General features: G+C 70.0%; 15 protein-coding genes. 10 read left to right on the top strand and 5 right to left on the bottom strand.

Annotated features, from left to right (window positions below):
* Positions 1-28 precede the first annotated feature (28 nt).
* The 3 genes from SVA_RS05290 to SVA_RS05280 all read left to right on the top strand — a co-directional run bounded on the left by SVA_RS05290 (position 29) and on the right by SVA_RS05280 (position 6,708).
* Positions 29-3,019 (top strand): valine--tRNA ligase, encoded by a 2,991-nt coding sequence (locus tag SVA_RS05290; RefSeq protein ID WP_096459859.1) that lies wholly within the window; start codon positions 29-31, stop codon positions 3,017-3,019.
* 146 nt (positions 3,020-3,165) lie between these two features.
* Positions 3,166-5,157 carry a UvrD-helicase domain-containing protein gene (locus SVA_RS05285; protein WP_096459856.1) on the top strand — a complete coding sequence of 664 codons (1,992 nt, stop codon included), beginning with the start codon at positions 3,166-3,168 and terminating at the stop codon, positions 5,155-5,157.
* 213 nt (positions 5,158-5,370) lie between these two features.
* Positions 5,371-6,708: an NAD(P)/FAD-dependent oxidoreductase gene (locus tag SVA_RS05280; RefSeq protein WP_231971839.1), complete on the top strand. Its 1,338-nt coding sequence runs from the start codon at positions 5,371-5,373 to the stop codon at positions 6,706-6,708.
* Between the two features lie 151 nt (positions 6,709-6,859).
* Here the strand turns inward: SVA_RS05280 and SVA_RS05275 are convergent, their stop codons facing one another.
* Complete coding sequence (locus SVA_RS05275) at positions 6,860-7,063, bottom strand: hypothetical protein (protein ID WP_096459853.1); 204 nt, start codon at positions 7,061-7,063, stop codon at positions 6,860-6,862.
* Positions 7,064-7,116: 53 nt separating this feature from the next.
* Between SVA_RS05275 and SVA_RS05270 the strand changes: the two genes are divergently transcribed.
* Entirely contained in the window at positions 7,117-7,431 is a 315-nt protein-coding gene (locus tag SVA_RS05270; protein WP_096459850.1) for a DUF3301 domain-containing protein, read from the top strand.
* A gap of 98 nt (positions 7,432-7,529) precedes the next feature.
* On the opposite strand, the gene SVA_RS05265 is transcribed toward SVA_RS05270, so the two are convergent.
* From SVA_RS05265 to SVA_RS05255, 3 genes are read right to left on the bottom strand one after another with little or no spacing between them, the layout of a single operon-like run.
* Positions 7,530-8,456, bottom strand: a complete 927-nt coding sequence (locus SVA_RS05265; protein ID WP_197703380.1) for an aldo/keto reductase — start codon at positions 8,454-8,456, stop codon at positions 7,530-7,532.
* A 58-nt stretch (positions 8,457-8,514) separates the two neighbouring features.
* Positions 8,515-10,092, bottom strand: a complete 1,578-nt coding sequence (locus SVA_RS05260) for a peptide chain release factor 3 (protein WP_096459847.1) — start codon at positions 10,090-10,092, stop codon at positions 8,515-8,517.
* 57 nt (positions 10,093-10,149) lie between these two features.
* Positions 10,150-11,229, bottom strand: a complete 1,080-nt coding sequence (locus SVA_RS05255; RefSeq protein WP_096459844.1) for a 3-deoxy-7-phosphoheptulonate synthase — start codon at positions 11,227-11,229, stop codon at positions 10,150-10,152.
* A 70-nt stretch (positions 11,230-11,299) separates the two neighbouring features.
* Here SVA_RS05255 and SVA_RS05250 point away from each other — a divergent pair, with 70 nt between their 5' ends.
* The 5 genes from SVA_RS05250 to SVA_RS05230 all read left to right on the top strand — a co-directional run bounded on the left by SVA_RS05250 (position 11,300) and on the right by SVA_RS05230 (position 19,199).
* Positions 11,300-12,166 carry a tetratricopeptide repeat protein gene (locus SVA_RS05250; RefSeq protein ID WP_096459841.1) on the top strand — a complete coding sequence of 289 codons (867 nt, stop codon included), beginning with the start codon at positions 11,300-11,302 and terminating at the stop codon, positions 12,164-12,166.
* Between the two features lie 22 nt (positions 12,167-12,188).
* Positions 12,189-14,660 carry a molybdopterin cofactor-binding domain-containing protein gene (locus SVA_RS05245; RefSeq protein WP_096459838.1) on the top strand — a complete coding sequence of 824 codons (2,472 nt, stop codon included), beginning with the start codon at positions 12,189-12,191 and terminating at the stop codon, positions 14,658-14,660.
* A 56-nt stretch (positions 14,661-14,716) separates the two neighbouring features.
* Positions 14,717-17,392: a bifunctional acetate--CoA ligase family protein/GNAT family N-acetyltransferase gene (locus SVA_RS05240; protein WP_096459835.1), complete on the top strand. Its 2,676-nt coding sequence runs from the start codon at positions 14,717-14,719 to the stop codon at positions 17,390-17,392.
* Positions 17,389-18,486 (top strand): DUF8173 domain-containing protein, encoded by a 1,098-nt coding sequence (locus SVA_RS05235; protein WP_096459832.1) that lies wholly within the window; start codon positions 17,389-17,391, stop codon positions 18,484-18,486. The genes SVA_RS05240 and SVA_RS05235 overlap by 4 nt, the downstream gene beginning before the upstream one ends.
* A 104-nt stretch (positions 18,487-18,590) precedes the next feature.
* Positions 18,591-19,199, top strand: a complete 609-nt coding sequence (locus SVA_RS05230) for an SEL1-like repeat protein (protein WP_096459829.1) — start codon at positions 18,591-18,593, stop codon at positions 19,197-19,199.
* 18 nt (positions 19,200-19,217) lie between these two features.
* On the opposite strand, the gene SVA_RS05225 is transcribed toward SVA_RS05230, so the two are convergent.
* Positions 19,218-19,619 carry an antitoxin Xre/MbcA/ParS toxin-binding domain-containing protein gene (locus tag SVA_RS05225; protein ID WP_096459826.1) on the bottom strand — a complete coding sequence of 134 codons (402 nt, stop codon included), beginning with the start codon at positions 19,617-19,619 and terminating at the stop codon, positions 19,218-19,220.
* A 224-nt stretch (positions 19,620-19,843) separates the two neighbouring features.
* Between SVA_RS05225 and SVA_RS05220 the strand changes: the two genes are divergently transcribed.
* Positions 19,844-20,512, top strand: a complete 669-nt coding sequence (locus SVA_RS05220; protein ID WP_096459823.1) for a YiaD family glycine zipper/OmpA-like lipoprotein — start codon at positions 19,844-19,846, stop codon at positions 20,510-20,512.
* Positions 20,513-20,517 lie beyond the last annotated feature (5 nt).

Raw genomic sequence — 20,517 nt, 5'->3', positions numbered from 1 at the left:
TTTCTTCCCGCTACAATCCGCGTCCGCCATGAGCCATGACACCCCGGCACCGGGCGCCGAAGAGGCGCCGCTCCCCAAGGCCTACGAGCCCCACGCGATCGAGCAGCGCCTGTACGCGCGCTGGGAGCAGGCCGGCTACTTCGCGCCCGGCGGCGACGGCGCGCCGTACTGCATCATGATCCCGCCGCCCAACGTCACGGGCAGCCTGCACATGGGCCACGCGTTCCAGGACACGCTCATGGACACGCTCACCCGCTTCCACCGGATGTCCGGCGAGCGCGCGCTGTGGCAGGCGGGCACGGACCACGCGGGCATCGCGACGCAGATGGTGGTCGAGCGCCAGCTCGAAGCCGAAGGCAAGACGCGCCACGATCTCGGGCGCGACAAATTCATCGAGCGCGTCTGGGAATGGAAGGCGCAGTCCGGCGGGCGCATCACGAAGCAGCTCCGCCGCCTCGGCGCCTCGCTCGACTGGTCGCGCGAGCGCTTCACCATGGACGAGGGGCTGTCGCGTGCCGTCGCCGAGGTGTTCGTCCGGCTGTACGAGGAAGGTCTCATCTATCGCGGCAAGCGGCTGGTCAACTGGGATCCGGTGCTTCATACCGCCGTGTCCGACCTGGAAGTGGTTTCCGAAGAGGAGAACGGCTCGCTCTGGCACATCCGCTATCCGCTCGCCGAAGCCGCACGCGGACGCGCGAGCGCCGCGGGAGGCAAGACGCCGGGAACGAGCGGAGCCGGGCACCTGGTCGTCGCGACGACCCGCCCCGAAACGCTCCTCGGCGACGCCGCGGTCGCGGTGCACCCGAACGACGATCGCTATAAGCACCTGATCGGCGCGCTCGTCGAGCTGCCCCTGACGGGCCGCCGCATCCCGATCATCGCGGACGAGTACGTCGATCCCGCCTTCGGCACCGGCTGCGTCAAGATCACGCCGGCGCACGACTTCAACGACTACCAGGTGTGGCTGCGGCACCGCGACGAGACGCCCCTCCGGAACGTGCCGCAGAACGGGCTGATCAACATCTTCACGCCCGATGCGCGCCTGAAAAGCGACGCGCGCGACGACCAGACCTGGGGCCACCGCGCGCCCGACCGCGCGGGCACGCCGCACGCCGACGGCGAGGCGCCGTGGGAGTCGACCGCGGCGCTCATCCCCTTCCCGTACCGCGGCCTCGACCGCTTCGAGTGCCGCAAGCAGCTCGTCGCCGATCTCGACGCGGCGGGGCTCCTCGAGAAGACCGAGGCGCACAAGCTCATGGTGCCGCGCGGCGACCGCACGAACGCCGTGATCGAGCCCTATCTCACCGACCAGTGGTACGTGAAAGTCGGGCCGCTCGCGGAGGAGGCGATCAGGGCCGTCGAGGACGGCCGCATCCGCTTCGTGCCCGATGCCTGGGCCAAGACCTACTTCGAATGGATGCGCAACATCCAGGACTGGTGCATCTCGCGCCAGATCTGGTGGGGCCACCGCATCCCGGCGTGGTACGACGACCAGGGCGCCTGCTACGTCGGACGCAGCGAGAGCGAGGTGCGCGCCCGGCACCGGCTCGGTCGCGAGATCGCACTCAGGCAGGATCCGGACGTGCTCGACACCTGGTTCTCCTCGGCGCTCTGGCCGTTCTCGACGCTCGGCTGGCCGGAGAAGACGCGCGAACTGGAGACCTTCTACCCCACGAACGTGCTCGTGACCGGATTCGACATCATCTTCTTCTGGGTCGCGCGCATGATCATGATGGGCCTCAAGTTCATGGACGACGTGCCGTTCCGAGAGGTCTACATCACGGGGCTGATTCGCGACGCGCATGGGCAGAAGATGTCGAAGTCCAAGGGCAACATTCTCGACCCGCTCGACCTGATCGACGGCATCGACCTGGAGTCGCTCCTCGCCAAACGCACGACCGGCCTGATGCAGCCGCAGATGGCCAGGCGCATCGAGCAGGCCACGCGCAAGGAGTACCCGAACGGCATCCCCGCCTTCGGCACCGACGCCCTGCGATTCACCATGGCGAGCCTCGCCACCCAGGGCCGGGACATCAAGTTCGACCTCGGGCGCATCGAGGGCTACCGCAACTTCTGCAACAAGCTCTGGAACGCCGCGCGCTACGTCCTGATGAACACCGAGGGGCAGGACTGTGGGCAACGCGGCGGCAAGCTTTCGCTCAACCACGTCGACCGCTGGATCCTCGGCCGACTGCAGCAGCTTACGGCCGAGGTGCGAAAGAATCTTTCCGAGTACCGCTTCGACCTCGCCGCCCAGGCGCTCTACAGCTTCACCTGGTACGAGTACTGCGACTGGTACCTCGAGCTCTCCAAGGTCGTGCTGACGGACCGCGCGGGTCCGGCGGACGCGCAGCGCGGCACGCGCCACACGCTGGTGCACGTGCTCGAGTCGCTGCTGCGGCTCCTGCATCCGATCATGCCGTTCATCACCGAGGAAATCTGGCTGCGCGTCGCGCCGCTCGCGGGCAAAGCGGGCCCGAGCATCATGCGCGAGCCCTACCCGATGGCCGACGAGTCGAGGATCGACGCGGCGGCGATCGAGGAGCTCGGCTGGGTCATGGCGGTGATCGGCGCGGTGCGGACGGTGCGCAGCGAGCGCGACATCGCGCCGTCGAAGCCGCTCCCCGTGCTCCTCGCCGAGGGCGAGGCGCGCGAGCGGGCGTGGATGGAAAAGAACGCGGCCTACCTGAAACTCCTCGGCCGCATGGAGCCGCTCACCTGGCTCGATCGCGCCGAGGCGGCGCCGGAGGCCGTGATGCAGCTCGTCGGCCGCATGAAGGTGCTCGTGCCGCTCGGCTCGCTCATCGACAGGGCCGCCGAGCTCGAGCGGCTCGAGAAGGAGATCGACAAGGCCGAGAAGGAGCTGGCCAAGGCACGGTCCAGCCTCGAGAACGAGGCTTTCGTCGCGCGCGCGCCGAAACAGGTCGTCGAGCAGATGCAACAGCGCGCCCGGCATTTCGAGGCGACGCTCGCGGATCTCGAGAGCCAGCAGGAAAAGGTGAAGGCGCTCCCCGGCTAGCACGCGCCGCCGGTCCGGCGCGTGTTGACAGTCGCGCCGCGTTTCTCTCCTCGTCCTCTCGCTGTTAATGCGTCCTCGTGCACGTCGCGCGGGCCGACGTCTCGGTTATACTTCGCCTCCCGCGTCTCGCATCAGAAGAAGAATCCGTGTCGCTCAACCCCCGGCAGATCGAAGCCGTGCGCTACCTCGACGGCCCGTTGCTCGTGCTCGCCGGGGCCGGCAGCGGCAAGACCCGCGTCATCACGCACAAGATCGCGCACCTCGTCGGCCGCGGCTGCGCGCCCAAGCACGTGGCCGCGATCACCTTCACGAACAAGGCGGCGCGCGAGATGCAGGAGCGCATCGGCGCCATGGCGCCGGGCAACCGGGCCGTGCGCGAGCTCACGATCTCCACGTTTCACGCGCTCGGCGTCAGGATCCTGCGCGGCGAGGCCGCGGCCCTCGGTCTGAAACCCCGCTTCTCGATCCTCGACGCCGACGACGCGTTCGCGATCCTCGCGCAGCTCATCGGCAGCGTCGACAAGCAGACGATCCGCCGCGCGCAGTGGCAGATCTCGTCCTGGAAGAACGCCCTGCTCTCGCCCGAAGAGGCGGAGAAGCAGGCGACCGACGAGCAGCACGCGACGCTCGCCCGCGCCTATCGGCAGTACGACCTCACGCTGCGCGCCTACCAGGCCGTCGACTTCGACGACCTGATCGGGCTGCCCGTGCAGCTCTTCAGCGAGCACGCCGACGCGCTCGGGCGCTGGCGCGACCGGCTGCGCTATTTTCTGATCGACGAGTACCAGGACACGAACGGCGCGCAGTACCGGCTGCTGCGCCTGCTGTGCGGGGAGGCCGGACGCTTCACGGCGGTCGGCGACGACGACCAGGCGATCTACGCCTGGCGGGGGGCGAACGTGGAGAACCTGAACACGCTTCAGACCGACTACCCGCAGCTCAAGGTGATCAAGCTCGAGCAGAACTACCGCTCCACCGGCCGCATCCTCCAGGCGGCCAACACGCTCATCGCGAACAACCCGAAGCTCTTCGAGAAGCGCCTGTGGTCCGAGCTCGGCGCCGGCGAGCCGGTGCAGGTCACGGCCATGAAGGACGAGGAGCACGAGGCCGAGTCGGTCGTGATGCGCATCGCCGCGCACCGCATCCAGCACCGCACCGCTTACGCCGACTACGCGATCCTCTACCGCGGCAATCACCAGGCGCGCGTGTTCGAGCAGTACCTTCGCAACCAGCGCATCCCCTACCGGCTCTCGGGCGGGCAGTCGTTCTTCGAGCGCGCGGAGATCAAGGACCTGACGGCGTATCTGCGGCTCGTCGCCAACGTCGACGACGATCCGGCGTTCATCCGCGCGGTGACCACGCCGCGCCGCGGCATCGGTCCGCAGACGCTGGAAGCGCTCGGGGCCTACGCCGGCGAACGCCACATGAGCATGTTCGCGGCCGTGTACGAGCTCGGCCTCGCCTCCCGGCTCAAGCCGCAACAGCTCGGGCCGCTCCGGACCTTCTGCGACTTCATCAACCGGATCGGCCATCGCGCCGAGCAGGGCGAGCCCGCCAGGGACGTGCTCGACGATCTGCTGAGCGCCATCGATTACCGCAGCCACCTGTTCGACAGCCTCGATACCCGCGACGCCGAGACGCGCTGGGACAACGTGCAGAAATTCACCGCCTGGCTCGCCGACAAGGCCGAAGCCGACGAGAAGACCCTGCTCGAGCTCACGCAAACGGTTGCGCTCATGAACCTGCTCGAAGGGCGCAACGACGAATCGGACGCGGTGAGCCTGAGCACCATCCACGCCGCGAAGGGCCTCGAATTTCCGTACGTGTTCCTGGTCGGGGTCGAAGAGGACATCCTGCCGCATCGCGAGTCGGTCGAGGCCGGCAAGATCGACGAGGAGCGCCGATTGATGTACGTGGCCGTCACGCGCGCGCAGAAGCAGCTCTTCGTGAGCCATTGCCTGAAACGCCGGCGGGGGAAGGAATGGCAGACCTGCGAGCCGAGCCGCTTCATCGCCGAGCTGGGCGAGGAGGCCATCCGGTCCGGAGCGAAGCGCGACCCCGACGATCGCAGCGACGGGATCGCGAGCCTGGCCGCCCTCAAGGCCATGCTCGCCAAGCCGGGAAACGCCACGGGCTGAACGCACCGGACGCCGCGCACCGCTCGCGGGCGAGGTGCGCGACGCCCGCCATCGCACTAGACTAAGCGCTTTCGCCATTGCGAGCGCAGCGAAGCGATCTCCGCGACCGGAAGGCTTCGTCGCTTCGCTCCTCGCAATGACACTCGCGCTTTCGAAGATCGATCGTCGGTGCGGGCAGATCGCAAGCCTGCGCCGTTGACCGGGGTAATGCGGATGGACGCACGCGCGGACCGGGTCGCCATGCACGTCGTGCCGCGCATCGTCGTGGTCGGCGGCGGCGCGGGCGGGCTCGAGCTCGCGAGCCGCCTCGGGCGCACGCTGGGACGGCGGGGCCGGGCGCACGTCACGCTCGTCGATCACGCGCTCACGCATCTGTGGAAGCCGCTGCTGCACGAGGTCGCCGCGGGCACGCTCGACTCCCACGACGACGACGTCGACTACATCGCGCAGGCGGCCTCGCGGGGCTTCGAGTTCCGGCTGGGACGCATGCAGGACATCGACCGGGCGGCGAAGGCGGTGCGCATCGCGCCGACCCTGGACGAGCGCGGGGAAGTGATCATCCCGGCACGCACGGTGCCGTACGACCTGCTCGTCGTCGCCGTCGGCAGCGTGACCAACGACTTCGGCATCGAGGGCGTGCGCGAGCACTGCGCGTTCCTCGACAGCCGCGACGACGCCGACCGTTTCCAGCGCCGGCTGCTCGAGAGCTACATGCGCGCCCAGACGCAGACCGAGCCGCTTCGCGAGGGGCAGCTCAACGTGGCGATCGTGGGTGCGGGCGCGACCGGCGTCGAGCTCGCCGCCGAGCTGCACCACGTCGCGCGCCAGATGGTGGCCTACGGCTTCGACCGTATCGTCCCGGAGAAGGACGTGCGGCTCGTGATCATCGAGGCCTCCGACCGGATCCTGCCCGCCCTCCCGCGCCGGCTGGCGGAGCCGGCCGAGCGCGAGCTGAAGCGCCTGAACGTTCAGGTGCACACGGGCAAGCGCGTCACCCGGGCCGCCGCCGAAGGGCTGACGACGCACGACGGGCTGTTCATCGCGGCCGAGCACAAAGTCTGGGCGGCGGGCATCAAGGCGCCCGATTTCCTCCGCGACCTCGCCGGCCTCGAGACCAACCGCCTCAACCAGCTGGTGGTGCGCCGCACGCTGCAGACGACGCGCGACGACGACATCTTCGCCTTCGGCGACTGCGCGAGCTGCCCGCGCCCGGGCCACGACAAGCCGGTTCCGCCGACCGCGCAGGCCGCGCACCAGCAGGCCTCCCTGCTCGTGCGCTCGCTCGCGCGAAGGCTTCGCGGCGAGCCCCTGCCTGAGTACGTCTACCGCGATTACGGCTCGCTCGTCTCGCTGAGCGAATACAGCACGGTCGGCAGTCTCATGGGCAACCTCACCGGGTCGGTGCACGTCGAGGGCTGGCTCGCCCGCGTGCTCTACCGCAGTCTCTATCGCCTGCACCAGCGCGCGCTCTTCGGCGCCTTGCGGACGGGACTGCTCGTCGTCGCCGACACGCTCACCCGGCCGACGCGCCCGCGGACGAAGCTGCATTGACGCCCGGGTGCCCGGGGACGAACGATCGAAGGAGCGACGCGGCGAAGCAACCTCTCGGCCGGCGGCGTTCGATCTCGGTCGGACCGCCTGGCGACGCTGGCCGTGACGGAACGAACGCCGGATCGGCGGGTCCGTGAGGACCGCGGTTTCGCTAGCGCGGTTCGCGCGCGAGATACTCCTCGAAGGCGCGAATCGCCTCCTCGAAGCGCGACCGGTATTCGGGGAGCGAGGTATAGTTCGATTCGCCCTGAAGCGCTTCGCGGTAGATCTTGAGTGTTCGCGCCACCCAGACGCGCGTCGCCTCGGCGCCGTCGCGTTCCGTCAGGAAGCGGATTCGAAGATGCTCGTCGGCCACGGTCCGGTCCTCGCCATTCTCCGCCCGGCCCTTAGAATACCGCGCGGCCACGCATGATCGAGCTCGGACTCATCCTGTTCATCGCGCTTGCCCTCGCACTCTGGGTGGACGGCCGGCGCGTGCAGGAGATCGGGGTACGGGCGGCGCGGCGCGAGTGCGAGCGCGCCGGCATGCAGTTCCTCGACGAAACGGTGGCGCTCGGCCGCCTGGCGCTGCGGCGAGACGCGGACGGCCGCATCCGGCTCGAGCGCGCCTACCATTTCGAGTACGGCACTCCTTCCGGCGACCGGGAGCGGGGCCGAGTGGTGGTCCTCGGCAGCCGGCTGACCGCGCTCGAGCTCGAGCACCGGTTCGTGCACCTGCAGTAAGGTCAGCGCCGAGTGCACAGTGATAAGCGATAAGTCGATGAGCGCGCGAAGCGCGCATTGCAACCGGAGACCTGGAACCTGGCAGTGAGCGCTGCCTTCTAGAGCTGCCGCACCCGCTCCGCCATCCGCTGCCGCATCGCTCCGTCCGGCAGGCGACCGTAGCCGGCCTGCATGTTGTCGACGGCGTGCTTCGGATTGCTCGTCGCCGGGATCGCGCAGGTCACGGCCGGGTGGCCGATCACGAACTTGAGGAAGAACTGCGCCCAGCTCGCACAGTCGAACTCGGCGGCCCAGGCGGGCAGCGCGCGCCCGCGCACGCGCCGGAAGAGCCCTGCCTTGGCAAAGGGACGGTTCGCGAGCACCGCGATGCCGCGCTCGCGCGCGAGCGGCAGGAGCCGCCGCTCGGCCTCGCGCTCGGCGATCGAATAGTTGAGCTGCACGAAATCGAGCGGCTCGCTCTCCATCACGCGTTCGAGCTCCTCGTACGCCGAGGCGGTGTAATGGGTGACGCCGAGGTAGCGTACCCGCCCCTGCTCCTTCCATGCGCGCAGCGTCTTGAGGTGCGTGCGCCAGTCGAGCAGGTTGTGGACCTGCACGAGATCGAGCCGCCGGGCACGCATTCGCTCGAGCGACTCCTCCATCTGCCGCACGCCGGCGGCCTCGCCGCCGGTCCAGACCTTGGTCGCGAGGAAGAGCCGGTCGTGCGCGCGCAGCTCCGCGGCGAGATCGCCGAGCACCGACTCGGCGCTGCCGTACATCGGCGAGGAGTCGACGACCCGCCCCCCGTGCGCGAGGAACAGGCGCAGGACTTCGCGCAGCGGCGCGCGCTCGGTTTCGGCCGGGCCGACGTCGAAGGTCTGCCACGTACCGAGACCGATGACGGGAATGCGCTCCCCCGAGACCGGAATCGTGCGCTGCGTCATGGGTTCGCCTGCGGCGCGAGCCGGGCGGACGCCGGCCGCGAGCGGCGCCGAGGCGAGAAGCAGCCGGAGCATCGCGCGCCGGCTGAGGCGGACGTCGGTCATCGCGCGTTCCCTCCGGCCCGAGTGTACCACTCGCGGTCCGGGCGGCCGCCCGGTGCCTTCAGTGCTCCCGGGTCGCGCGGAAACGGATGTCCGGCCAGCGCTCCATCGTGACGTTCAGATTGACCGTGCTCGGCGCGAGGTAAACCAGGTGGCCGGCGCGGTCGAGAGCCAGCCGCGCCTCGTACTGACGGCGAAAATCGCGGACCTTGGCGTCGTCGCCCTCGATCCAGCGCGCCGTGGCCACGTCGACGGCCTCGTAGCGGCACTCGACGCCGTACTCGTGCTTCAGGCGCCAGGCCACCACGTCGAACTGGAGCACGCCGACGGCGCCGAGCACGAGGTCGTTGCCGCTGAGCGGGCGGAACACCTGCGTGGCGCCTTCCTCGCTCAGCTGGTCGAGGCCCTTCTGCAGCGCCTTCATGCGCATGGGGTCGGCGAGCAGCACGCGCCGGAAGAGCTCGGGCGCGAAGTACGGGATGCCGCCGAATTTGAGCGCCTCGCCCTCGGTAAAGGTGTCGCCGATCTGGATCGTGCCGTGGTTGTGCAGGCCGATGATGTCGCCGGCGTACGCCTCCTCGACGCGCTCGCGCTCGTTGGCCATGAACGTAAGCGCGTTCATCACCTGCATGTCGCGCTGCGTGCGCACCTGGAAGAGGCGCATGCCCTTCTCGTAACGCCCGGAGGTGATGCGCAGGAAGGCGATGCGGTCGCGATGCTTGGGGTCCATGTTCGCCTGGATCTTGAACACGAAGCCGCTGAACTTTTCTTCCGTCGGCTCGACCTGGCGCGCGTCGGCCTCCCGCGCGCGCGGGCCGGGAGCATGAACGACGAAGGCGTCGAGCAGCTCCTTCACGCCGAAGTTGTTGATCGCCGAACCGAAGAAGACCGGCGTCTGCGTCCCGGCGAGGTAGGCCTCGCGCGAGAACGTTTCCGCCGCGCCCTTCATCAGCTCGATCTCCTGGCGCAGCTCGGCCGCCTGCTCGCCGAGGACCTCGTCCAGAAACGGATTGTCCAGCCCGTGGATCACCTTGCCCTCGGGCACGCGCCCGCCGTGGGCCGGCGCGTAGAAGTGCACGGAGTTCTCGATCAGGTGGTACACGCCCTTGAAGCGCCGACCCGAACCGATCGGCCAGGTGACGGGCGCGCAGCGGATCGTGAGCACCCGCTCGATCTCGTCGAGCAACTCCAGCGGCTCCCGCCCCTCCCGGTCGAGCTTGTTCACGAAGGTCATGATCGGCGTGTCGCGCAGGCGGCACACCTCCATGAGCTTGATGGTGCGGTCCTCGACGCCCTTCGCGCTGTCGATGACCATCAGGGCCGAGTCGACCGCGGTGAGCGTGCGGTAGGTGTCCTCCGAGAAATCCTCGTGGCCGGGCGTATCGAGGAGGTTCACGATGCGCCCGTCGTAGGGGAACTGCATCACCGACGAGGTGACCGAGATGCCGCGGCTCTTCTCGAGCTCCATCCAGTCCGAGGTCGCGTGGCGCGCGCTCTTGCGCCCCTTCACCGTGCCGGCGAGCTGGATCGCGCCGCCGAAGAGCAGCAGCTTCTCGGTGAGCGTGGTCTTGCCGGCGTCCGGGTGCGAGATGATCGCGAACGTGCGCCGGCGGGCGATTTCGTGCTGGGAGGTAGCCATGGGGACGCGCGAAAGCGCGCGATTATACCGGAAACGGGCGAAATTCCCGCAGGGGTCCTAGGCGGCGCCGGCGCGCGCCGCGAGCAGAGGCCGCATCTTCGCGGCGGCGGACTTCAGCAGCGTCTCGGTGGCGGACCAGTCGATGCAGGCGTCCGTGACCGACACGCCGTATTTCAGCTGCGCGAGGTTCTTCGGGATCGGCTGGTTGCCCCAGTGGAGGTTGCTCTCGAGCATGAGCCCCACGATGGAGCGGTTGCCTTCCAGGATCTGGTTGACGCAGTTCTCCGCCACGAGCGACTGAAGGGCGGGATCCTTGTTCGAGTTGCCGTGCGAGCAGTCGACGACGATGTTCGCCGGCAGGCCGTTCTCGGCGAGCTCACGCTCGCACATCGCGATCGAGACCGAGTCGTAGTTCGGGCGCCCGCCTCCGCCGCGGAGCACGACGTGCGCGTCGCGGTTGCCGCGCGTGCGGAAGACCGCGCACTGCCCGTTCTGGTTGATGCCGAGGAAATGGTGCGGGCGCGCGACCGACTTGAGCGCGTTGATCGCGACCCCGAGGCTGCCGTCGGTGCCGTTCTTGAAGCCGACGGGCGTCGACAGGCCGCTCGCCATCTCGCGATGGGTCTGCGACTCCGTGGTGCGCGCGCCGATGGCGGTCCAGGTGACGAGGTCGTTCAGGTACTGCGGCGTGATCGGGTCGAGCGCCTCCGTCGCGGCCGGCAGCCCGAGCTCGGCGATGTACAGGAGCAGCTCCCGCGCGAGGTAAAGCCCCTTCTCGATGTGGAAGGAATCGTCCATGAACGGGTCGTTGATGAGCCCCTTCCACCCAACGGTCGTACGGGGCTTCTCGAAGTACACGCGCATGATCAGGAAGAGGCTGCCGGCCACCTCGTCGGCAAGCCGGCGAAGGCGCGTCGCGTACTCGCGCGCCGCTCCGGCGTCGTGGATCGAGCAGGGACCGACGACCACGAAGAGACGCGGATCCTCGCGCGCGAGGATCCGGCGGAGCGTCGCGCGCCCCTCGCGGACGGTGCGCTCGGCCGCGGCGGTGAGCGGCAGCGCCGCCTTCACCTGCTCGGGCGTCGGCAGCAGCTCCTGCGAGACGACGTTGACGTTGTTGATGCCGTTGGCGCTCATGACCTCGCGGATTATACAGCCTTGGCGGCTTGTCGAGGGCGATGGCGTTTCTGTATCGTAACGCCCTTCCATGGGGACCCCCTCCTACATCGTCGACGCGACCGCCGAGAATTTCCACGCGGTCGTGCTGGAAAATTCGGACAAGGGCCCGGTGCTGGTGAGCTACTGGTCGCCGCGGGCCGGCCCTTGCATGATGCTGCTCCCGCGCCTGATCCGCCTCGCCACGGAGTTCAACGGCCGGTTCCTGCTCGCGCTCCTGAACACCGACGAGTACGGACCCTTGGCGCGCGAGCAGGGCGTGATGAGCGTGCCCACCGTGAAGATGTTCCGGGGCGGCAAGGTCGTCGACACGCTGCACGGTGCCGAGTCCGACCCCGTCCTGCGTGATTTCATCGGCAAGCATGTCCCGGCCAAGACGGTCACGCCGCTCTACGGGCAGGCGGTCGAGGCCTACCAGAAGGGCGAGCTCGACCGCGCCGTGCGCCTCGCGGCGGAAGCCGCGCTCGCCGAGCCCGGCAATCCGCAGATCCCGCTCGATCTCGCCAAGCTCCTCATGCTGGCCGGCCGGTTTCCCGAGGCCTCGCGGCTCCTCAAGTCCCTGCCCGGCCCCGCGAAGGACAACGCGGAGCTGCGCAACCTGTCCGCGCATCTCGATTTCATCAGCACGTCGCAGAGCGCCCCGCCGCCCGACGCCCTGGAGAGCGCGATCGCCAGCGACCCCGAGAACCTCGAGGCGCGCTACCAGCTCGCGGCCGCCAGGGTCGTGCAGGACGACTACGAGGGTGCCATGAACCAGCTGCTCGAGATCGTGCGCCGCGACCACGCCTTCCGCGACAACGCCGCCCGCGACGGACTGCTCGCCCTGTTCCAGATGCTCGGCCCCGAGGACGCGCGCGTCCGGCATTACCAGTCGCAGCTCGCCGACGCGATGCATTGAACCCCGCGGTCCGGAGACACGGATGATCTCTGTGACCGTGAACGGCACCCCGCACCGCCTTTCGGTCGATCCCGAAAAACCCCTTCTCTGGATCTTGCGCGACGAGCTCGGCCTCAAGGGCACGAAGTACGGCTGCGGCGTGGGCGTCTGCGGGATCTGCACGGTTCACCTCAACCGCCGCGCGGCGCGCGCATGCATGGTGCCGGCTGCGGAGATCGACGGCGCCGACGTGCTCACGGTCGAAGGCCTGGCCGCGCGCGGCCATCGGCTGATCGACGCGTGGATCGCGGAGCAGGTGCCGCAGTGCGGGTACTGCCAGCCCGGTCAGCTCATGGCCGCCGCCGCGCTGCTCGAAGCGAACGCGCGCCCCGCGGCCGCCGACGTCGCGGAGGCGATGGACGGCGTGCTCTGCCGTTGCGGGACCTACCTCCGCATCGGCCGCGCGATCGCGCGCGCCGTCGCCGGCGACGTCGCGGCCGCCGCGATGCCCGCGGGCCCCCGCGTGGTCGATCCGCCGGAAGACGCGCTTTTCGCGCCCAACCCCTGGATCCGCATCGGCGCCGACGGCGCCGTCACGCTCGTCATCGACCGCTCCGAGATGGGTCAGGGTGTCGTGACCGGCCTCGCGACGCTGATCGCCGAGGAGCTCGAGGTGGATCTCGAACAGGTGCGGATCGCGTTCGCCCCGGCGTCCGGCGACTACGCGAATCCCCGGCTCGGGTCGCAGATGACGGGCGGCAGCACGAGCGTGCGCGCCGCCTGGGAGGCGCTGCGCGTCGCCGGCGCCGGCGCGCGCGAGACGCTGATCCGCGCGGCCGCGCGGACGTGGGAGGTCGCACCCGACGAATGCTTCGCCTCGCGCGGCGCCGTCGTGCACCGCGGGAGCGGCCGACGCCTTTCCTACGGCGCGCTCGCGTCGCGGGCGAGGGGGATCCGACCGGCGCGCAAGCGGCCTCCGCTCAAGACCGCGTCGCAGTACCGTTTCATCGGCAGATCCTCTCCACGCCTCGAGATACCGGATCTCGTGACCGGCCGTGCCGTCTTCGGCGGCGATATCACGGTTCCCGGAATGCGCGTCGCGCTGGTCGCGCGCTGCCCGGTCTTCGGCGGCCGCGTGGCGTCGTTCGACTCCGACGCGGCGCGCGCCGTGTCCGGCGTGCGCGATGTCCTCGAGATCGAGGAAGGCGTGGCGGTGCTCGCCGACGATTTCTGGTCCGCGTGGCGCGGACGCGGGCGACTCTCGATCGCCTGGTCCGACGGCGATGGCGCCGCGCTCTCGAGCGCGCTCATCCGGGCGCGCTTTCGCGAGCGGGCGCAGACCAAGGGCCGCGCCGTGCGGCGTCAAGGGAACGTCACGCGCGCCCTCGGGCGCGCGGCGCGAAGGCTCGAGGCACGGTACGAGACGCCCTATCTCGCCCACGCCACGATGGAGCCCATGAACTGCACCGCGCGCGTGACGCACGAGCGCTGCGACGTGTGGGTTCCGACCCAAGCGCAAACGGGGGCGCAGGAAACCGCGATGGCGATCACCGGCCTGCCGGCGCACGCCGTGCACGTGCACACGACCTTCCTCGGCGGCGGGTTCGGAAGGCGGCAGGAGCAGGACTTCGTCGCGGAGGCGGTCAGGCTCGCGCGCGCGAGCGGGACGCCCGTGCAGGTGTGGTGGACGCGCGCGGACGACCTGCAGCACGACTTTTATCGTCCCGGCCATCTCGCCTCGCTCGTGGCGGGACTCGACGGGAGCGGCATGCCGTGCGCGTGGCACCACCGCATCGTCGGCCCCGAGCTCGTCATGAACGGCATCGATCTGCCCTACGCCATCCCGCACGTGCGCGAGGAGCATGTCGTCGAGGAAACGGCCGTGCCGGTGGGCGCCTGGCGCTCGGTCGGCGCTTCGCAGAACGCATTCGCGATCGAATGCTTCCTCGACGAGCTGGCTGACGCCGCAGGCCGGGATCCCCTCGACTATCGCCTCGCGCTCCTCGGGGAATCGCCGCGCCATCGCGGCGTGCTCGAGCTCGCGGCGCGGGAGGCGGGCTGGGGCCGGCCCCCGGCCGGGCGTCACCAGGGCATCGCGGTTTATCGGTCGTTCGGAAGCTGGGTCGCGCAGGTGGCGGAGGTGTCCGTGGCGGCGGACGGGATCCGCGTGCACCGCGTTACCTGCGCGCTCGACTGCGGCACGGTGGTCCATCCCGATCTCGTTCGCGCGCAGATGGAAGGCGCGGTGGCGTTCGCCCTCTCCGCCGCGCTCCACGGCGAGATCCGTATCGAGAACGGCGCCGTTCAGGCACAGAGTTTTCATGACTACCCGATCGTCCGATGGAGCGAGATGCCCGAGGTCGACGTGCATTTCGTCGGTTCCGACCGGGCCCCGGGTGGAGTTGGCGAACCGGGCGTGCCGCCCCTCGCGCCGGCGGTCGCCAACGCGGTCTGGGCCGCGACCCGGCGGCGCCTGCGCGCCCTGCCCCTGCGGCTCGTCGACGGCGCGCCCTGACGGCGCGCAAGACGCGGCGACGACGCTTCGCGTATCCTCCGACGGAAGGGACTGCCATGGGACAGCACTACCTCGATCACCTCTTCGGCCCGCACGCGCTCGCGGTCTTCGGCGCGAGTCCGAAGGCGGAGACCGTGGGCGGGCGGGTGCTCGCGAACGTCCGTGCCGCGGGCTTCGCGGGCCCGATCCACCCGATCAATCCGAAGTACCGGGAGATCGAGGGCCTGCGCTGCTACGAAACGATCGACGAGATCGGACAGCCCGTCGACCTCGCCGTCATCGCGACGCCGGCTCGCACCGTCCCCGAGATCCTCCACGCCTGCGGCGAGCACGGCGTACGCGCGGCGATCGTCATGTCCGCCGGCTTCGCGGAGGTCGAGGGCGGCGCGGAGCGCGAGCGGGCGATGCTCGAGGTGGCGCGCCGCTACAACCTGCGCATCCTCGGCCCCAACTGCCTCGGCCTCATCCGGCCGCAGGCGCGTCTCAACGCCACCTTCAGCAACAACCAGGCGCTCCCCGGCCCCCTCGCGCTCGTCTCGCAGTCGGGCGCCCTGTGCACCGCGATCCTCGACTGGGCGGAGGCGCGCGGGATCGGCTTCTCGGCCATGGTCTCGCTCGGTGCCGCCGCCGACGTGGACTTCGGCGACGTGCTGGACTACCTCGCGCTGGATCCCCAGACCCGGAGCATCCTTCTTTATATCGAGGGCATCCGCAATGCCCGCAGCTTCCTCAGCGGGCTGCGGGTCGCGGCGCGGCTCAAACCCGTCGTGGTCATCAAGGCCGGCCGGCACGCCGAGGGCTCGCGCGCGGTGCAGTCGCATACGGGCGCGCTGGTCGGCGGCGACGACGTGTTCGACGCGGCGCTCGCGCGTGCCGGCGCCGTGCGCGTCTACACCATTTCGCAACTTTTCGCCGCCGCGCAGCTCCTTGCCACGCGCTGCCGCGTCCGCGGCGACCGCGTCGCGATGGTGACCAACGCCGGCGGGCCCGGCGTCATGGCGACCGACCGCGCGGTGGACCTCGGCATCGGGATCGCGGAAATCGCGCCGTCCACGATAGCGGGCCTGAACGACGCGCTGCCGCCGACATGGTCGCACGGCAATCCGATCGACATCCTGGGCGACGCCGACCCGGCGCGCTACGGCGCGGCGACGCGCGCCGCGCTCTCGGATCCGAACGTCGACGGCGTGCTGGTCATGCTCACGCCGCAGGCCATGACGCATCCGACCGAGTGCGCGGACGCCGTCATCGGCGCGGCCGCGGACAGCGAGAAGCCGCTGCTCGCATGCTGGCTGGGCGAGCGCCAGGTGCGCGAGGGGCGCGCGCGACTGCTCGCGGCCGGCGTCCCGACGTTCCTGCGCCCCGAGAGCGCGGTCGAGGCGTTCGCGCACCTCGCGCATTACCAGAAGAACCAGGCGCTCCTGCGTCAGGTGCCCGGGCCTCTGGCCCGCGGGAGCGAGCCGGACACCGCCGGCGCGCGGCTGATCATCGAAGGGGCGCTCGCCGAACGCCGCACGCTGCTCACGGGCCTCGAGACCGGGGCCGTCCTGCGCGCCTTCGGCATCCCGGTGATGCCGGCGATCGAGGCGCGATCGGCGAACGAAGCACTCGTCGCGGCCGAGTCGCTCGGTTTTCCGGTGGCGCTCAAGATCAGCTCCCCCGCGATCACGCACAAGTCCGAAGTCGCCGGTGTACGCCTCAACATCCAGGACGCGGCGGCCGTACGCGGGGCGTACAACGACCTCGTCCGGAGCGTGCGCGAGAAGCGGCCCGACGCGGACATCCGCGGCGCGACCGTCGAGCGGATGTACCGGGGCACGCACGGGCGGGAGCTGCTCGTCGGCGTGCTGCGCGACCCGGTCTTCGGTCCGGTGATCGCCTTCGGTGCCGGCGGCACGGCGGTCGAGGTCCTGCGCGACCGCGCGGTCGCGTTACCCCCGCTCAACGACTTCATCGCGCGGCGGCTGATCGAGCGCACGCGGATCGCGGGCATGCTCGGCCCGTTCCGCAGCCTGCCTGCCATCGACTTCGACGCGCTGCTCGCTCTGCTTCGGCGCGTCTCGGAGATGGTGTGCGAGCTCCCGCAGATACGCGAGCTCGACATCAACCCGCTCATGGCCGACGAGCATGGCGTCGTGGCGCTCGACGCGCGCATCGTGGTCAGCGCGCCCGCGCCCGCTGCGCGGCCCTACGCGCACATGGCGATCCATCCCTACCCCGTGCACTTCACCACGCGGCTTCAGCTCCCCGACGGCACGGACATCGTCATCCGGCCGATACGTCCGGAGGACGCCGAGATCGAGCAGACCTTCGTCCGCAAGCTGTCCTCGCGCTCGAAATATTTCCGCTTCATGCAGACCCTGCGCGAGCTCACGCCCGAGATGCTCGTGCGCTTCACCCAGATCGATTACGACCGTGAGCTGGCGCTGATCGCCGTCACGCGCCAGGACGGGCACGACGTCGAGATCGGCGTGACGCGTTACGTCCTCAATCCCGACGGCGAGAGCGGCGAGTTCGCCCTGGTCGTGGCGGACGAATGGCAGGCGAAGGGCATCGGTTCGCGCCTGCTGGGCGCGCTCATCGACGCGGCGCGTAGCCGCGGACTCCGGAGCATCGACGGCGAGGTGCTCGAGGAAAACGCGCCGATGCTGCACCTCGTTCGCAAGCTCGGCTTCGAGGTGCACCCGAGCCCCGACGACCCGCACGTGAAGACCGTGGTGCGGCGCCTGTGAACCGCCTCGCGCTGCTCGCTCTGCTCGCCTGTGTCGCCGTGCCGGCGGCGGCCGCGGAGGACGACGTCTACATGGCCGGGGCGAACCTGCACATCGACAGCGAGACGCGCGGCGACCTGCTCGCCGCCGGAGGCACGCTCGCGCTCGCCCGGCCGGTCGGGCGCGACGCGATGCTCGCCGGCGGAACGGTCGATGTGCGCGCGCCGGTCGGGGACGATCTGCGCGCGGCGGGCGGCACGGTGACGGTGTCGTCCGCGGTCGGCGACGACGCGGTGGTGGCGGGAGGCCGGGTGCACCTCGCCGGCACCGGCACCGTCGGCGGACGCGCGTGGCTCGCGGGCAGCGAGGTGGTGATCGAGGGACGTATCGCCGGCGAGCTGCGCGCGGCGGGCGGCACGCTCGCCCTCGCCGGCGCGATCGGGGGCGACGCCGATTTGGCGGCCCAAACCGTCGAGCTGCGGCCGGGCGCGCACGTCGCCGGCAACCTCGTCTACCGCAGCCCGAGCGAAGCCCGCATTGCGCCCGGAGCGCGCGTGGACGGCGAGGTCCGCCGGATTGCGCTCGACGCGCCCGCGGTCGGCCCCGCCGTGCGCGCCACCGGGGGGCTGGTGGCGCTCGCCGCCCTGGCGCTCGCCGGCATCGTGCTGTACCTCCTGTTTCCCCGTTTCGCCCTCGGCGCCGCGCGCACCCTGAGATCGGCCCCTTGGCGCGCGCTCGTCGTCGGGTTCGCGAGTCTCGCCGCGATCCCGGTGCTGGTAATCCTGCTCCTGGCCAGCGTGATCGGCATTCCGCTCGCGCTCGCCCTGCTCGCGGCCTATCTCATACTGCTGCTGGCCGGCTTCCTGGTCGGCATCCTGTCCCTCGGCGACCTCGGCCTCTCGCGACTCGCCCCGGCACGGATGCACGCCCGTCTCGGGATCGTCGCGGCGCTGATCGCCGCCCTCGCGCTCTTGTGGCTCGTGCGTCTGGTCCCGGTACTCGGGGGGCTCGCCACCTTCTTCGTCCTGCTCTTCGGAACGGGCGCCCTGCTGCTCGCCACGTTCGATCGGTACCGCTACGCGCCGCCGACCGCCCCGCCCGCCCCCGGTATGTAATTCAGTACTTCCTTAAGTACTGATAGTAGTTGCGGCATACCCTTTGCCTACACTTACCGACGACTACGCTTATTTAGAGAGAGCGCAGAAGGGAGGGGACCGAGATGCCATTTCGCATACCACACATCCTGCTACTGGCCGCCGGCCTGCTGGCCGGCTCCCTCGTCCATGCGGCCGGGCTCGACGACGCCTACGAGCGGCTGTTCCAGGCCCAGCTCGCGATCGCCCAGAAGGGCGACCCCCAGGGCATGTACCACCTTGGCGAGATGTACGAGAACGGCCTCGGCACCGAGGAGAACCACGAGAAGGCCCTCGAGTGGTACGACCGCGCCGCCAAGGGCGGGCACCCTCTCGCGAAGCGTCGCCTGGACGAAGAGCAGAAATCGATGCAGATCGCCCGCGTGCGCGACGACAGCGAGAAGGCAGCCGAGGCCGCGCGCCGACGCGCCGCGGAGGAGGCGGCGCGTGCCGCCCAGGCCGCGGAGATCGCCCGCAGGAAATCCGACGAGGAATCGGTGCGTCAGGCCAAAGCGGCCGAAGCGGCGAAGAACAAGGCCGAAGAGGAGGCCCGGATCGCCGCCCAGCGGCTGGCCAAGGCCGATGCGGAACGGAACGCCGCCGCGAAGCGCGAGGCGGCGCGGCGCGCCGCCTTCAAGAAGGCCTGGGAGGCCGAGATCAAGCGGGCCAAGGCCGCGGGGAACGTCTTCGAGTAAGGCGCCCGACGGGGCCGATCAGGCCTTCGACCCGCTCATGTCCCAGTCGAAGGCGCAGTCGAGGTGGGCGCGCACCGCAATGACGCCGGCGAGCCCGTCCTCCAGCATCACGTCGAGCGGCACGCGGTCGTTGAAGCGGTTGTTCCTCTGATTCAGCCAGAGCGTGCCCATGCGCGCGTTGCGCGGGAACGTCGTGCGCAGCGCGTCCGCGATGCCGACCAGGTGCTCGACCCGCTCCATCACCTCGGCGTCCTCCGGGAGCGGGAGATCCCGCCCGTAACGCGCCATCGATCGCGGCTTCGTCTCCTCGGGCAGGCCGAGCAACAGGACCTGTCCGGCCGGCTCGACGCCCCATTCGTCCAGCAGGTTCACGATCATGCGGGCCAGCTGCAGACGGTCTTCGGGATTCAGGGATTGCACGCGGCCTCCGGGCGGGAGCGAAGCATCAATGGACGGGAACGACGGGGCACATAGTAGAGCCTAGCCTCGCGACGGGGCAACCGCGAGGACCGACGGCCGGGCGCTTCCGCCGTTCGGCATTCCCGGGGCGCGCGCGGCCGGTTGTCCCCGCTATAATCTTTCCCGTTTCGCCTCTACACGCATTGTTCGTACGGTCTTGCCACATGGGAATACAAGGAGACGGCATGAAGCTCTCTCGCACACTGCTGCTACTCGCGACCGCCACCGCTTTCGGGTTGACCGCCTGCGCGACCGGCCGGCCGCTCACGGACGCCGAACGCGGCGCGATCATCGGCGCGGCGAGCGGCGCCGTGCTCGGCGGCATCGCTTCCAAGAACGATCGCAAGAAGGGCGTGCTGCTCGGCGCGGTCGGCGGCGGCATCGCGGGCGCGGCGGTCGGTCACTACATGGACAAGCAGAAGCAGGATCTCGAGAAGGTCCTCACCCAGGAGCGCTCGACCGGGGCGATCCAGATCGAGAAGATGCAGGGCGACGTACTGCGGGTCACGATGACCGACCAGACCGCCTTCGAGTTCGACTCGGCCGAAATCAAGCCGGGCTTCTACAGCACCATGGACAAGATCTCCGAGGTCGTGAACCGATACGGCAAGACGCACCTCACGATCGTCGGACACACCGACAACGTCGGCACCGCGCAGTACAACCAGAAGCTGTCCGAGCGGCGCGCGCAGTCCGTTCAGCAGTACTTCGGCAACAGGGGCGTGATTCCCGAGCGCCTCGCGGCCGAGGGTCGCGGCCTCGCGGCGCCGCGCGCGAGCAACGCCACGCCCGAAGGCCGCCGCCTGAACCGGCGCGTCGAGATCTACATCGAGCCCATCGTCGCCGAGGCGTAGTCGGC

Source organism: Sulfurifustis variabilis, from assembly GCF_002355415.1.
GTDB lineage: Bacteria > Pseudomonadota > Gammaproteobacteria > Acidiferrobacterales > Sulfurifustaceae > Sulfurifustis > Sulfurifustis variabilis.
The sequence above is the reverse complement of the archived record's forward strand: the minus strand, read 5'-3'. Positions and strand labels throughout refer to the sequence as shown.

Coding starts and splice junctions, on each gene's coding strand:
- SVA_RS05290 (WP_096459859.1), top strand. CDS start 29: ATGAGCCATGACACCCCGGCACCGGGCGCCGAAGAGGCGCCGCTCCCC.
- SVA_RS05280 (WP_231971839.1), top strand. CDS start 5,371: ATGGACGCACGCGCGGACCGGGTCGCCATGCACGTCGTGCCGCGCATC.
- SVA_RS05270 (WP_096459850.1), top strand. CDS start 7,117: ATGATCGAGCTCGGACTCATCCTGTTCATCGCGCTTGCCCTCGCACTC.
- SVA_RS05265 (WP_197703380.1), bottom strand. CDS start 8,456: ATGACCGACGTCCGCCTCAGCCGGCGCGCGATGCTCCGGCTGCTTCTC.
- SVA_RS05260 (WP_096459847.1), bottom strand. CDS start 10,092: ATGGCTACCTCCCAGCACGAAATCGCCCGCCGGCGCACGTTCGCGATC.
- SVA_RS05255 (WP_096459844.1), bottom strand. CDS start 11,229: ATGAGCGCCAACGGCATCAACAACGTCAACGTCGTCTCGCAGGAGCTG.
- SVA_RS05250 (WP_096459841.1), top strand. CDS start 11,300: ATGGGGACCCCCTCCTACATCGTCGACGCGACCGCCGAGAATTTCCAC.
- SVA_RS05245 (WP_096459838.1), top strand. CDS start 12,189: ATGATCTCTGTGACCGTGAACGGCACCCCGCACCGCCTTTCGGTCGAT.
- SVA_RS05240 (WP_096459835.1), top strand. CDS start 14,717: ATGGGACAGCACTACCTCGATCACCTCTTCGGCCCGCACGCGCTCGCG.
- SVA_RS05230 (WP_096459829.1), top strand. CDS start 18,591: ATGCCATTTCGCATACCACACATCCTGCTACTGGCCGCCGGCCTGCTG.
- SVA_RS05220 (WP_096459823.1), top strand. CDS start 19,844: ATGAAGCTCTCTCGCACACTGCTGCTACTCGCGACCGCCACCGCTTTC.